This window comes from Burkholderia arboris (assembly GCF_038723655.1).
GTDB classification, from domain to species: Bacteria; Pseudomonadota; Gammaproteobacteria; order Burkholderiales; family Burkholderiaceae; genus Burkholderia; species Burkholderia arboris.
The window spans coordinates 1,885,670-1,899,276 of record NZ_CP109821.1 but is presented as its reverse complement, the minus strand read 5'-3'; the positions used below and the strand labels follow the sequence as shown (position 1 = coordinate 1,899,276).

General features: G+C 67.9%; 14 protein-coding genes. 2 read left to right on the top strand and 12 right to left on the bottom strand.

What is annotated here, in order from left to right; translation table 11 throughout:
* Positions 1 to 80 precede the first annotated feature (80 nt).
* Positions 81 to 1,544: an MFS transporter gene (locus OHZ10_RS08960; protein ID WP_059234158.1), complete on the top strand. Its 1,464-nt coding sequence runs from the start codon at positions 81 to 83 to the stop codon at positions 1,542 to 1,544.
* Between the two features lie 75 nt (positions 1,545 to 1,619).
* On the opposite strand, the gene OHZ10_RS08955 is transcribed toward OHZ10_RS08960, so the two are convergent.
* From OHZ10_RS08955 to OHZ10_RS08935, 5 genes are all read right to left on the bottom strand, one after another.
* The gene (locus OHZ10_RS08955; RefSeq protein WP_342702136.1) at positions 1,620 to 2,513 is read right to left on the bottom strand and encodes a LysR family transcriptional regulator; all 894 of its coding nucleotides are present in this window, start codon (positions 2,511 to 2,513) and stop codon (positions 1,620 to 1,622) included.
* Positions 2,514 to 2,573: 60 nt separating this feature from the next.
* Positions 2,574 to 3,440, bottom strand: a complete 867-nt coding sequence (locus OHZ10_RS08950) for an alpha/beta hydrolase (protein WP_342702134.1) — start codon at positions 3,438 to 3,440, stop codon at positions 2,574 to 2,576.
* 209 nt (positions 3,441 to 3,649) lie between these two features.
* A complete protein-coding gene (locus OHZ10_RS08945; protein ID WP_059234161.1) occupies positions 3,650 to 4,033 on the bottom strand; it encodes a VOC family protein in 384 nt (127 codons plus the stop codon).
* Between the two features lie 22 nt (positions 4,034 to 4,055).
* Positions 4,056 to 5,018, bottom strand: coding sequence for a hydroxymethylglutaryl-CoA lyase (locus tag OHZ10_RS08940; RefSeq protein ID WP_256084869.1), 963 nt, complete (start codon positions 5,016 to 5,018; stop codon positions 4,056 to 4,058).
* 22 nt (positions 5,019 to 5,040) lie between these two features.
* On the bottom strand, positions 5,041 to 6,231 hold the full coding sequence (locus OHZ10_RS08935) for a CaiB/BaiF CoA transferase family protein (protein ID WP_059234163.1): 1,191 nt from the start codon (positions 6,229 to 6,231) through the stop codon (positions 5,041 to 5,043).
* Between the two features lie 259 nt (positions 6,232 to 6,490).
* Between OHZ10_RS08935 and OHZ10_RS08930 the strand changes: the two genes are divergently transcribed.
* Positions 6,491 to 7,456, top strand: a complete 966-nt coding sequence (locus OHZ10_RS08930) for a D-2-hydroxyacid dehydrogenase (RefSeq protein WP_342702130.1) — start codon at positions 6,491 to 6,493, stop codon at positions 7,454 to 7,456.
* 200 nt (positions 7,457 to 7,656) lie between these two features.
* On the opposite strand, the gene OHZ10_RS08925 is transcribed toward OHZ10_RS08930, so the two are convergent.
* The 7 genes from OHZ10_RS08925 to OHZ10_RS08895 form a co-directional block, all read right to left on the bottom strand.
* Complete coding sequence (locus OHZ10_RS08925) at positions 7,657 to 7,869, bottom strand: hypothetical protein (protein WP_047900698.1); 213 nt, start codon at positions 7,867 to 7,869, stop codon at positions 7,657 to 7,659.
* Positions 7,870 to 8,069: 200 nt separating this feature from the next.
* Complete coding sequence (locus OHZ10_RS08920; RefSeq protein ID WP_059234165.1) at positions 8,070 to 8,507, bottom strand: hypothetical protein; 438 nt, start codon at positions 8,505 to 8,507, stop codon at positions 8,070 to 8,072.
* 114 nt (positions 8,508 to 8,621) lie between these two features.
* Positions 8,622 to 9,545: an ABC transporter permease gene (locus OHZ10_RS08915; RefSeq protein WP_059234166.1), complete on the bottom strand. Its 924-nt coding sequence runs from the start codon at positions 9,543 to 9,545 to the stop codon at positions 8,622 to 8,624.
* Complete coding sequence (locus OHZ10_RS08910) at positions 9,545 to 10,414, bottom strand: sugar ABC transporter permease (RefSeq protein WP_342702127.1); 870 nt, start codon at positions 10,412 to 10,414, stop codon at positions 9,545 to 9,547. Before OHZ10_RS08910 ends, OHZ10_RS08915 begins: the two co-directional genes overlap by 1 nt.
* Positions 10,411 to 11,490, bottom strand: coding sequence for an ABC transporter ATP-binding protein (locus tag OHZ10_RS08905; RefSeq protein WP_059234168.1), 1,080 nt, complete (start codon positions 11,488 to 11,490; stop codon positions 10,411 to 10,413). The genes OHZ10_RS08910 and OHZ10_RS08905 overlap by 4 nt, the downstream gene beginning before the upstream one ends.
* 49 nt (positions 11,491 to 11,539) lie before the next feature.
* Positions 11,540 to 12,706 (bottom strand): ABC transporter substrate-binding protein, encoded by a 1,167-nt coding sequence (locus OHZ10_RS08900; RefSeq protein WP_342702124.1) that lies wholly within the window; start codon positions 12,704 to 12,706, stop codon positions 11,540 to 11,542.
* A gap of 308 nt (positions 12,707 to 13,014) precedes the next feature.
* Positions 13,015 to 13,590 carry an RBBP9/YdeN family alpha/beta hydrolase gene (locus OHZ10_RS08895; protein ID WP_342702122.1) on the bottom strand — a complete coding sequence of 192 codons (576 nt, stop codon included), beginning with the start codon at positions 13,588 to 13,590 and terminating at the stop codon, positions 13,015 to 13,017.
* Between the last annotated feature and the right edge of the window lie 17 nt (positions 13,591 to 13,607).

Sequence of the window (13,607 nt, the reverse complement as noted above, 5' to 3'; positions counted from 1 at the left end):
GCGTCGTGCAGCCGGACGCACCACGCCGGCCGCGAACGGCCGGGCTGCGCGCCACGGCATATCGAAAATCAGGAGACACGATGAACAGCCAATCCCTCGATCTCGGCGGCAACGCGGGCGGACCCGCGTCCGCCCGACTGCCGGCCGCCTCTTCCGGCGTCGGCGCCGATGCGGCGGCCCTGCCCGCACGTCGCGTCACGCTCGGCGATTTCATGGACGACCTGCCGGTCGGCGCATTGCACCGGTTCGTCGTCTGGGTGATCGGCATCGGGCTGTTCTTCGACATGTTCGAGATCTTCCTCGTCAGCACGATCGGCTCCGCGTTGCAGAACGAATACGGGCTGAGCCGGCAAAGCGCCGATTTCAAGCTGCTGCTGGCCTCTGCTTTCATCGGCATGTTCGTCGGCGCGATGTGCCTCGGCAGCCTCGCCGACCGCATCGGCCGGCGCAAGGCGTTCCTGCTGACGCTCTTGTGGTACAGCGCGTTCTCGCTGGTCGGCGCGTTTTCGGTGAACGCCGACATGCTCGTCGCATGCCGGTTCCTGACGGGCATCGGCGTCGGCGCGATCTACCCGGTCGCCGACAGCTTCCTGTCCGAAATCCTGCCGAAAGACAAGCGCGGGCGGCTCGCTGCGTGGGCCTACACGACCTCGTATGTCGCGGTGCCGCTCGTCGGCTTCCTCGCGCTGTGGCTGAACCCGCTGCATGTGGCCGGCGTGGCCGGCTGGCGCATCATTCTCGCGATCGGCAGCCTCGGCGCCGTGTACGTGCTGCTCGTCCAGCACCGCCTGCCGGAGAGCCCGCGCTGGCTGCTCGCGCAAGGCCGCACCGCCGACGCACACGCGGCGCTGCGCCGTTTCGCGGAGAGCGCGGGCGTGCGCGTGCCCGACCAGTTCGCGGAACCGGTCGAGCCGCAGCGGCCGCTCGGGCTCGGTGCGCGCATCGCGCTGCTGCGCCGCCAGCCATATGGCGCGCGCTACCTGATGCTTGCGGTTTTTCACCTGTTCCAGGGCTTCGGTTACTACGGGTTCGGTACGCTGGCCGGCACGGTCGTGAAGAGCCGCGGCTTCGACGTGACGGACAGCACGCTGTTCATCGCGCTGTCGTTCATCGGCTACCCGATCGGCTCGCTGCTGTCGATTCCGCTGTTGAACTGGATCGAACGCCGCACGCTCGTGATCGTGTCGATCCTGTCGATCGCGATATTCGGGCTGTGCTTCGCGTACTCGGGCAATACCGTGCTGATCGTCGGCTTCGGGTTCCTGACGACCTGCGCATCGAACGTGTTCAGCAACGCCTATCACGTGTACCAGGCCGAGATTTTTCCGGCCCGCGTGCGCTCGACGGCGATCGGCAGTACCTATGCGCTGTCGCGGATCGTCAGCGGCGCACTGCCGTTCGTGTTGCTGCCGGTGCTTGGCAGCTACGGGGCGGGCGCGATGTTCGGCGTGATCTCGGGCGCGCTTGGCATCGTCGCGGTGACGCTGCGCATGCTCGGGCCGCTGACCACGCGGCGCAGTCAGGATGAGATCAATCCGGTGTAATGCGGCGAGCGGCACGGGGGGCGCGCAAGCGTGCCCCGTGCCCCATGCGTCGTCGTTTCATCGCATTCAGCGCATTCAGCGCGCCGACATGGAATCGAACAGTTTCGCGACGTCGGTCGTCAGCGCGGTTCCCGCCTTCACGCCGACCCACAGCGTGCGCGTGGCCCACGCATCGTCGAGCTTCACGACACCGAGCCGCGCCGCGCGCTCGCCCGTCACCGCATCGCGCGGCAGCACGCCGATGCCGAGCCCCGCCTCGATCATCCGGCTTACACCGTCGAAATTCGATACCTGGATTCGCAGTTTCAGCGAGCGCTCGGCCGCGAACGCGGCGTCGGTCATGCGCGCGAGCAGCGAACTGCCGTCGCTCAGGCCCACGTAATCCTCGTCGAGCGTATCCGCGAAGCGGATGCTGTCGCGCGCGGCGAACCGGTGCGTACGCGGCACCAGCAGCACCAGCTCGTCGCGCCGGTACAGCCGCCGTTCGATGCCGGGCGCCGGCACGTTGTCCGCGAACACGCCGAGATCGGCCTTGCCGGACGCGAGCGCGTCGACGATCTCGTGACTCAGTCGCTCCTCCAGGCTCACCTTGATGCCCGGATTGTCGGTGAGGAATGCAGCCAGATCGGCGGGCAGGAACTGGACGATCGCGGACGTGTTGGTCCACACGTGAATGTGGCCGCGCACGCCGGCGACGTAGTCGCTCATCTCGTGCGCCATCCGGTTGACCTGCTCGATCACCTTCGCCGCATGGTCGAGCAGCGCGCGGCCGGCGGGCGTCAGCTCGACGCCGCGCGCATGCCGGACGAACAGTGCGCTGCCGGTCACGCTTTCGAGCTCGGCGATGCGCTTGCTGACCGCAGACAACGTGAGCTGGCCGTGTTCGGCCGCCTTCGTCAGGCTGCCGTGCTCGGCGACGAGCGCGAACACGCGCAGCGACTGCAGATCGAAATGAAGCGGGTTCACCATGTCGGGGTCCTGGGAGGGCCATGCGGGTCGTGCGCCATCATCGCGCGAGCCTGACGCCGATCATACGCCGCCCGGCCGCGTAGTCGCGATGGAGCGCGGCTGGCGCGGCGCGATGGCCTGCAGCGCGGCAAGCATCGCGCCATCCGGCCGCGCGAGATCGTCGAGCACCGCGAAGTGCTGCATGCCGGGCAACCACGTACGTGCGATCCGTTCGCCGGCCGCTTCGCACGCCGCCGCGTACTCGTCCGCCTGGCGGATGAGTTCGGGCAGTTCGGCGTCGCCGACCGCAACGACGGTCGGCGCTCCGGGCCCGACATGACGCAACGGGCTGCATGCGTCGACTTCGCGCGCGGTGAGCTGCAGCTTGTCGTTCAGGCAGCACAGCGAGATCGGTTCGAGATCGACGAGCGGACTGATCGCGAGCGCCGACACGACGGCCGGATGCGCGCGATGCAGGGCCGTCAGGTGCCCGCCCGCCGAATGGCCGCTCAGGTGAATCGGCCGGTGCGCAGTGCCGAGGCCGTCGCGGTCGGCAGCGAGATGGTCGAGCAGCGCGCCGATCTCGGCGACGATGTCGGTCATCGTCGCGACCGGTGCGAGCGTGTATTCGGCCAGGATGACATCGAAGCCGTGCGCGAGCGGCCCGCTCGCCGCATACGCGAAATCCTCTTTCGTGCAGTGCTGCCAGTAGCCGCCGTGAATGAACACGAACAGCGGCGCGCCGGGCTGCCCGCATGACAACCAGTCGAAACGTTGCGCAGGGTGTGCGCCGTAACGCAGGTCGCGGCGGCCGGGCGTCGCATCGTACAGCGCCGCGCTGCGCGCCTGGCATGACGCGAGCAGCGCCGGGAAATCGGGAACAACCTTCGTGTTCAGGTACGCGGCGTCGAGCGCCGCGCGGTCCATGCCGCGATAGAGGATCGTCATTCCGGGAGCGCCTGGGTCGGGTTGCGGATGCGCAGGGCAGCTTCGCCATGCGTGTTGCGAAGGCGGCGACTGAGCCGGCGCCGTTGCACCATTATCCGCAGCACGGCCGCGGCCGGCTATCCGAAATCGGCGGGCGCGGCGCGCACCTGTCCGCTTTCGGCGAAGGACTGTGAATGCCGTGCGCGCATGGGCACGCCACCCGCTGCCGGTCAGATCGGCTCGGAGATCTCGATCAGGTTCAGGTCGGGATCGCGTACGTAGACCGAGCGGATCTTCTGCGTCGCGCCGGTGCGTTCGACGGGCCCTTCGACGATCGGCCATTCGACGCGCCGCAGGTGCGCGATCACGTCGTCGAGCGGCACCGATGCGATGAAGCACAGGTCGAGCGCGCCGGGCACCGGCACATGCGCTTTCGGCTCGAACTCCGCGCCGCGCACGTGCAGGTTGATCTTCTGGTTACCGAAGCGGAACGCGAGGCGGCCGGCGCCGAAGGCTTCGAGCTGCATCTGCAGCACCTCGGTGTAGAAATGCTTCGTCTTGTCCGGATCGACGCAGGTCAGTACGAGATGGTCGAGGTGGTCAATCAGCGCCATGGGATGGGCTCCTTTTTGTCGTTCACGAAAAAGCGCGTTGCGCGGGCATGTCGCCGGCGTCGGTGCGCGGCGGCGGGTGCAGGTCCGAGCGGCGCCCGGCCTTCAGGATCTGGCTCGGCACGTCGTGCCCGATCAGCGCGGGCAGGCGTGCCGATGCGGCCAGCACGGCCGCGAGGTCGATGCCCGTATCGTAGCCGTCGAGTTCGAGCATGTGGACGAGTTCCTCGGTGCATGCGTTGCCGGTCGCGCCCGGCGCATACGGGCAGCCGCCGAGACCGCCGAGCGACGCGTCGAAGCGGTCGATGCCGGCGTCGAGCGCCGCGAGCGTGTTGGCCAGCGCCATCCCGCGCGTATTGTGGAAATGCAGCGTGAGCTGCAGCGCGCGGAAGCGCTCGCGCGCGCGTTCGGACATATCGCGCACCTGCGACGGAAATGCCATGCCCGTGGTGTCGCACAGCGTGAAGCCGTGCACGCCGAGATCCGCGAAGCGCTGCATCCATGCCAGCACCGTTTCGGCCGGCACGTCGCCTTCCATCGGACACCCCAGCGCGGTCGACAGCGATACGTTGATCGCGACCCGCGAGCCGCGCACGGCGTCGATCACGTCGCGCAGCTGCGCGAACGATTGCTCGCGCGTCATCCGCAGGTTCGCGCGGTTGTGGCTTTCGCTCATCGACATCACGAGGTTCACTTCGTCGACGCCGCACGACAGCGCGCGCTCGGCGCCCCGCACGTTCGGCACGAGCACCGTATAGACGACGCCCGGTGCGCGCACGATGCCGTGCATCACGGCCTCCGCGTCGCGCAGGGCGGGAATCGCCTTCGGCGACGTGAACGACGTGACCTCGATCTTCGCGTAGCCGCACGCGCTCAGCGCGTCGACGAGCGCAATCTTGTCGTCGGTGTCGACGAATGCAGCTTCGTTCTGGAAACCGTCGCGCGTCGCGACTTCGTGGATGTAGAGCCGTTTGTGTGCTGTGCTCATGTCGTCTTCTCCCGAGTCCGGTTCAGATCACGCCGCGCGTGCGCCAGTCGTCGCGTGTCGCGGCACCGATGCCGAGCGATTCGAGTACCGCGTCGGTATCCGCGCCGAGCGCGGGCGCCGGACGCTCGATGCGCCCGGGCGTGGCCTCGAGTTTCGGCACGATGCCCGGCACGAGCACGGGCGTGCCGTCGGGCAGCGCGGCGTCGACGATCATGTCGCGTGCGCGGTAGTGCGGGTCGGCCGCGATGTCGGCCACGTCGTAGATGCGCCCGGACGGAATGCGTGCTTCGTTCAGTGCCGCGAGCACCGCGTCGAGATCGTGGCGCGCGCTCCACTCGCCGATCGCCGCGTCGATACGCTCGACCTGTGCGACGCGCCCGTCGTTGCGCGCGAGCGCGGGATCGTTGCCGAGATCGGGCCGGCCGATCAGTTCCATCAGACGCCGGAAGATGCTGTCGCCGTTGCCGGCGATCAGCGCGTACTTGCCGTCGCGGCAGCGGTACGCGTTGGTCGGCGCGATGCCGGGCAGGCTGCTGCCGGCCGGCGCGCGCACCGCGCCGAACGCCGAGTATTCGGGCAGCAGGCTTTCCATCAGGTTGAACACCGATTCGTACAGCGCGACGTCGACGACCTGCCCCTTGCCGCCCTGCTGCTCGCGATGCCGCAGCGCGAGCAGCACGCCGATCACGCCGTGCAGCGCCGACAGCGAATCGCCGAGCGAGATGCCGACACGCACCGGCGTGCGGCCGGGCTCGCCCGTCAGGTGCCGCAGGCCGCCCATCGCCTCGGCGATCACGCCGAAGCCGGGTCGGTCGCGGTACGGGCCCGTCTGCCCGAAGCCCGACACGCGCAGCATCACAAGCCCCGGATTGATCGCGGACAGCGCGTCCCAGCCGAGCCCCCAGCCTTCGAGCGTGCCGGGCCGGAAATTCTCGATCAGCACGTCGGTCTCGGCGACGAGGCGGCGCACGACGTCCTGGCCTTCGGGCGTGCGCAGGTCGAGCGTGAGCGAGGTCTTGTTGCGCGACTGCGCAGCCCACCAGACCGACGTGCCGTCGTGCAGCAGCCGCCATTTGCGCAGCGGGTCGCCGACGCCGGGCGGCTCCACCTTGATCACGTCCGCGCCGAATTCGGCGAGCATCCGGCCCGCGAACGGCCCGGCGATCAGTTGGCCGAGTTCCAGCACGCGAATGCCGTCGAGGGGTCGTGTCATGGCTGTCTCCGATCAAATCGTGTAGTCGATGACGGCGATCATGACGGCGTTCGCGCACCGCGAAAATCGATCGATGCTCAACCAGCCTTTCCGAAACGGAAAGGCACGCGCCGGGCGAGTGTCGCGTCGGCTGTCGTGCGGTGCGCCAGCCTTTCCATCCGGGAAAGCGCACTCGCGCAACGGTCAAACGACGGCGCGCGCGCCGCCGGCAGAATCGAAGCCGTTCCGCGCCACCGGGCGCCTGTCAGCGAGACCTGCCATGTTTTCCGTTTCCTCTCCCGCGAAGATCGTGTTTCTCGACCGCGCGACGCTGTCGCCGCAAACCGTGCTGAAGCCGTTCCCGTTTCCGCACGTGATGCAGACGTTCGACCGCACGGCCGCGCACGAGGTCGCCGCACGTATCGGCGACGCGGACATCGTCGTGACCAACAAGGTGCGGCTCGATGCGGCCGCCTTAGCCGACGCGCGGCAACTGCGGATGGTCGCGATCGCCGCGACCGGCACGGACATCGTCGATCTCGATGCGTGCGCGGCGCGCGGGATCGTCGTGAGCAACATCCGCGGCTATGCGGTTCGCACGGTGCCGGAGCACACGTTCGCGCTGATTTTTGCGCTGCGCCGTAGTCTCCTCGCCTATCGCGACGCGGTGCGCGCGGGGCGCTGGCTCGACAGCGGACAGTTCTGCTTTTTCGATTATCCGATCCGCGACCTGGCCGGTTCGACGCTGGGCATCGTCGGCGACGGCGTGCTCGGCCGCGCGGTGGCCGGCATCGCCCGTGCGCTCGACATGCGCGTGCTGTTCGCGGCGCACGGCGATGCCGCAGGTGACGACCACGCGCCGCTCGACACGTTGCTGCGCGTCAGCGACGTGATCACGCTGCACTGCCCGCTCACGCCCGCGACGCGACACCTGGTCGATGCGGACGCGTTCGCGCGGATGGCGCGCCGGCCGCTGCTGATCAACACCGCGCGCGGCGGGCTCGTGGACGAAAGCGCGCTCGTCGACGCGTTGCAGTCGGGGCAGATCGCCGGCGCGGGGTTCGACGTGGTCACGCAGGAGCCGCTGCCGGCCGCGCATCCGTTCCACGCGATCCTGTCGCATCCAGCCTTCATCCTGACGCCGCATGTTGCGTGGGCGAGCGACGAGGCGATGCAAGCACTCGCCGATCAGCTCGTCGACAACGTTGCCGCGTTCGTCGGTGGCGAACCGTGGCATGTCGTGTAGCGCTGCACGCACAAACGGAACGGCCCCGCTCGATTGCTCGAAGCGGGGCCGACTGAATTCGGGGGCGGCTTACGCCGGCGACTCGGCGCGTAACGGGTTCGTGCATCAGCCCGGTCGTGAGGCTGGTTTCTGAATGCCTGTTGAGCGCTACGTTGGGGAATTCAGGCCGACGACGCGGTAGGGCTAATCCGGAAAGCCGCTCAGTATGCGGACATCTCGACGCAAGGATCGACCTTGGACGGCGAGCAGATCACCGAGTACTTGGCGCTCTCGCGCATCAGCGCTTCGCCTTCGTGCAGCGCGATCTTGATCTCGGGGTGACGCTCGTACGCGAGGAATGCCGAGCACATGACGGCGGACATCACGACGAGGGAAAACACAAATTTTTCAAGGGTTTGGAAACGTTCAGGCATGGTTCGACCTTTCTCTTAGGCCGTGATTATACCCTGAGATAAGGGTTTTCCCTATAAGTCAGCCCGCATACCGAGGATGCATTCAATCGAGATCGGGCCAGGTGCTCGCGCCCCTTTTCAGACCAAGCCGCGAGACGGGGCGGCCTGCCAGGCCGGGGCCGCGTGCCGGGAGAAGGAGAAGAAGGCTGGCAGCCGGCGCGTCACTGCGGCGCCGACGCGCCGCTGGCCGCATTGCCCGGCCAGGCCTTGCCGATATGGTCGATCAGCGATTTCGCGGTGCCCGTCACGAGCGCCGCATCGACGCCCGAGGTCTGCCACGAGCCGTCGGCGGCCTTCACGAAGGTCAGGTTCGCGCGCGACGGCGAGTAATCGGCGTTGCGCCACGTGACGACGACGTCACACGAATACGTGCGATCGCCGAGCTTCTTGCAGTCGCCGTCGGGCTTGGCCGACACGACATCGGCCGATACGGGCAGCGGCTGGCCGAACAGCGCGTTCAGGCCGCCGTGGTTTTCCGCTTCGAGCGCGCGGCGCACGGCCGCGTCGACGTCGCTCGATCCGGGACCGTCGTGGAGCAGGTTGCAGGCGGCCAGCAGCGTCGAGGCGCCGGCGAGTGTCAGCAGCGTTTGAAACTTCATGGATATCCGTCGATCGGGTGAACGCCGCGTAGTCTGCAACGTCCGCGTGCCGGGCGCGGTATCCATTTGTAACCAATTGCACGGATGGCCGGCACGACCGTGTGACGCCCTCGCCTATTGACGCTCCTGCTTCACGCGGCTGACCAGCTGCGTCGGGCTCACGAACTGCAACGCGATCACGACCCACACGAGCGTGATCGCCATGTAGATCATCGCCATCGCGTCGATCGACTGCGGCGCGCGCACGCCGGTCGAGAACACCGCGTAATACAGCGCGACGACGAGCGTCTGCGTGCTCGGCCCCGCGGTGAAGAACGTCAGCTCGAACATCCCGATCGTGCGCACCAGCACCAGCAGCCCGGCCGCGAGCATGCCGGGCACCAGCAGCGGCAGCAGCACGTAGCGGAAATAGCGCCACGTGTTCGCGCCGAAGATGCGCGCGGCGGCTTCGAGGTTCGGATCGATCTGCTCGATGAACGGCGTCATCACGAGGATCACGAACGGCAGCGCCGGCACGAGGTTCGCGAGGATCACGCCGGGCAGCGTGCCCGCGAGCCCGATCTTGTACATCACGGTCGCCATCGGGATCCCGTACGTGACGGGCGGCACCATCAGCGGCAGCAGGAACACCAGCAGCGCAAGGCGCTTGCCGCGAAACTGCACGCGCGCGAGCGCATACGCGGCCGGCACGCCGAGCGCGATCGACAGCAGCACGACCGCGCCGACGACTTCGACGGTCACCCACAACACGCTCGCGAGCTGGAAGTCCTCCCACGCCTTCGCGTACCAGTGCAGCGTGAAGCCTTGCGGCAGCGGCGTGCCGAACCAGCGCGTCGCGACCGAATTCACCGCGACGGTCGCGATCAGCAGCATCACGTTCAGCAGGAAGAACGCCATCAGCCCCCAGACGAGCGCCTTCCAGGCACGGCCGGCGAGGTTGCTTTTCATCCGGTGCGGTTTCCTTGCGTCGACGGGCCGCGCGTCGGGCGCGTCATGCTTCGGCGGCCAGGTGCGCGCGGCATGATTGTCGGTCGCCATCAGCCCTTGCCTCCCGTGACCGCGCCCGTATAGAAGAAGCGGCGCGCGCCGAGCATCGACGCGACCACCAGCAACTGCACGAAGCCCATCACGATCGCGATCGCCGACGCGAGCGAATAGTCGTAGCTCTCGAATGCGGCTTCGGCCGCCGCGATCGAGATCACGCGTGTCGGCCCGGCCGGCGCACCGAGCAGCACGGCCGACGGGAACACCGAGAACGCCTGCACGAACGACAGGCACGCGGCCATCGTGAGCCCCGGCACGAGCAGCGGCAGGTAGATCTGCCGGAACTGTTGCCACGGGTTCGCGCCGAGCGTCGCGGCCGCACGCGCGAGCGTCGGGTCGATGCCGCTGATGTACGACAGCATCAGCAGGAACGCGAACGGAAAGCCCGACACGATCAGCGACAGCAGCACGCCCCAGTAGTTGTGCGTGAGGCGCACTTCGTCGGTGTACAGGTGCAGCCCCTGCAGCGCCTGCGGAAACCAGCCGTTCGGCCCGAAATACGTGAGCATCCCGTCGGCGACGAGCACCGTGCCGAGCGTGACGGGAATCACGAGCAGCGTCGTGACGAATTTCCGGTACGGCGAATTGCGGCGCAGCGCGAACGCGACGGGCACCGCGATGCCGACGTTGAGCAGCGTCGCCGGCACCGCGAGCTTCAGCGTGACGAGCACGGTCGGCCACATCGCGGTATCGGTGAAGAACTGCACGTAGTTCGCGAGCGCGCCGCCGCCGTTCATCGGCTGGAACGACAGCACGAGGCCGTACGCGAACGGATAGATGAACAGCGCGACGATGAACGCAAGCGCGGGCGTGACGAGCCACGCCTTCGGGTCGCGCGGCGCGCCGGACGCGAGCGTGCTCATGCGGGCTCCGCGGCGTAGACGAGCGTACGCGACGGCGCTATGCGCAGCCTCAAGCGCTCGCCTTCCGCGAATTCGCCGGCGACACGCGCCCAGATCGCGCCGAACGGCGTGACCGCACGGATCAGCGAATCGCGGCCGCCGTATTCGACCGTTTCGACGGTCGCATCGAATGCGTTGTCGCCGCCCGCGTCCGCGCGCTCGATGTCGTCGGGGCGCAGTGCGACCACGACATCCTTCGCGTCGAAGCCGGCCATCGGTATCCCCGTGAGCCGTACCCCGCCGGCTGCGATTTGAACGCCATCGCCGGCCATCCCTTCGAGCGTGAACGGCAGCACGTTGCGATAGCCCATGAAGCGCGCGACATGCAGGTTGTGCGGGCGCGTATAGACGTCCTTGGGCGACGCGACCTGCTGCACGACGCCCTCCTTCATCACGACGATGCGGTCGGCCATCGACAACGCTTCATCCTGGTCGTGCGTCACGTAGATCGTCGCGCGTTCGAGCTGCGTGTGGATGCGGCGGATCTCGGCACGCATCTCGATGCGCAGTTTCGTGTCGAGGTTCGACAGCGGCTCGTCCATCAGGACGAGCGGCGGCTCGATCACGATTGCACGCGCAATCGCGACGCGCTGCTGCTGCCCACCGGACAGTTGTCCCGGCAGCTTGCCCTCGTGGCCGACGAGCTGCACGAGTTCGAGCGCCTGCTGCGCGCGCCGCCGCGTTTCCTGTTTCGGCACGCCGCGCATCTTGAGGCCGAAGCCGACGTTGTCGAGCACCGACATGTGCGGAAACAGCGCGTAGTTCTGGAACACCATCCCGAAGCCGCGGCGCTCGGGCGGCAGCACGTCGATGCGCGCGTCGTCGAGCCAGATGCCGCCGCTCGACAGCGGCTGCAGCCCCGCGATGCAGTTCAGCGCGGTCGACTTGCCGCAGCCCGACGGGCCCAGCAGCGCGATGAATTCGCCGCGCCGGATCTCGAGGTCGAGCCCGTTCAGCGCGGCGACCTGCGCGCCTTCCGAGTTGGTGAAACTGCGGCACACGCCGTCGAGCCGTAACCGTTCGAAACTGTGCTTCATTCCGCGAACTCCATCGACGCGGGCGCCGCGGCGCCCGCCGGTTCAGGCGTCACTTCGACTTCTGCGAACCGATCTCGCGGTCCCACTTCTGGAACGCGGCGACCATCGCCTGCGCGCTGAGCGGCTGCACGTGCGGGCGATCGGCGAGCAGCTTCGCGTACTCGGGGCGGCCGAACTTGCGGACCACCTCCTGGCTGTGCGCGGGCGCCATCTCGAGCGTCACGCCCTTCACCGCGGGGCCCGGATAGAAATAGCCGTCGTCGTAGGTCATCGCCTGCTGCGCCGGTTCGAGCAGGAAGTTCATCAGCTTGAACAGCACGTCGAGCTTTTCCTTCGGCACGCCCTTCGGGATCACCATGTAGTGGGCGTCGTTGACCCACGTCATGTTGTCGAATGCCTGGATTTTGAACTCGGCCGGCACGATGCCGAGCGCGCGCGGGTTGAGGTCCCAGCCCGTGACGGTCACGGTCATGTCGCGCGTGCCTTCGCCGAGTTCCTTCATCACCGCCGACGTGCCGCCCGGGTAGTACGGCACGCAGTCGTTCAGCGCCTTCAGGAACGCCCAGGTCTTGTCCCAGCCGTTGATCGGATCCTGCGGATTCTTGTCGCCGAGCACGTACGGCAGCCCCATCAGGAACGTGCGGCCGGGGCCCGAATTCGCCGGGCGCGCATAGATCAGCTTGTTCGGGTGCGCCTTGCACCAGGCGAGCAGCTGGTCGGGCGTCTTCGGCGGGTTGCTGACCTTCGCCGGGTTGTATTCGAGCAGCGGGCCGGCCGGCATGTAGGTGACTTCGAGGCCGAAGCCCTGCGCGAGATCCTGCATCTTGCGCGGGCCGGGCGCGTACTTGTCGAGCACGCCGGGGAACGCGGCCGCGTCGTCGGGCAGGAGTTTCAACCACAGATTCTGTTCGATGCCCGCGGCCAGCGCGTCGGTGCCCGTCAGCACGAGGTCGATGTCGGAGCGCCCCGCCGCCTGCATCGCCTTGATCTTGCCCGGCAGCTGCGGCGCCGGCGCATTCGTGAACGTGACGTTCGACACGAGGGTCGGGTTCTTGTCCCGGAACGCCTCGATGGCCTTCTGCGTGAGCTGCAGGTTGCCTGCGACGTCGACGATGTTCAGTGACACGGGCGCTGCAACGGCCGCCGCGGCCGTCAGCGTGAAACCCAGTGCGAGTGCGATCCGGCGGACACGGCGAGCGATCGTGGTGGTGTTCATGTCTCCTCACTTCGGTCGGTGGATGGGACCTTTCTTTTCAGGAAATCATGACGGCGTTATACGATGTCGGTCAACAAAAAACCACGACGCGCGGGGCGGGACTTTCCCTGACAAAAACCTTCCGTTTGTCAACGATTGGCGTGCTGACCGACATTGTGCAGCGGCGCGGCGCCGAATGGGCGTCGTGTTAGGACGTCATATCTCGGTGAATGGCGAGATGCGATCGGTTCGGGGCCGTATCACGGCTGAGGGTGACGGGAGTCGCGCCGGAACCCGGCCGGGCCGGCGCGTGGTGGAGAGATCTTCAGTCAGGCCGCGCGGAGCGCCGCCACTTCACCGATCAGCCGTTCGGCGTCATGCCACTCGCCATACCCGGACGCCGGGTTCAGGTGTCGGACCTCGCCGAGATCGACGAGCTTGCTGCCCCACCCGGCCGCGAACGCCTCGGCGCGCTCGAAGCGCGCGAGCGGATCGTTGCGGCTCGCGGCGACGATGCTCGGGAACGGCAGCCGTTGCGTCGGCACGGGCGTCCAGCCGTGTGCGTCGATTGCTTCCGGCGACGGATAGCCGGCGGGCATCGGCGTCTCGAGATCGGCCGGCGCCGCGAGCAGCGCGCCGTGGATCGCGCGCGTGGCCTGCAGCGCCCAATGGACGGTAATCATCACGCCCGCGCTGTGCGCGACGAGAATCACGGGGCCGTCGATCGCGGCCAGCGCCGTATCGAGTGCCGCAACGCGTGCGGCGCGGCTCAGCTTGTCGGCTTCGAGCGGCGCGACGGAGCGCGCATTCGGCAAGCGCCGTTCGAGATGCGTCTGCCAGTGGTCTTCGACGTGATCGCGCAAGCCGGGCACGATCAGGATGGTGGGCGCGGTCGCCAGGGTCATGCAGCCTCCGGAAGGGG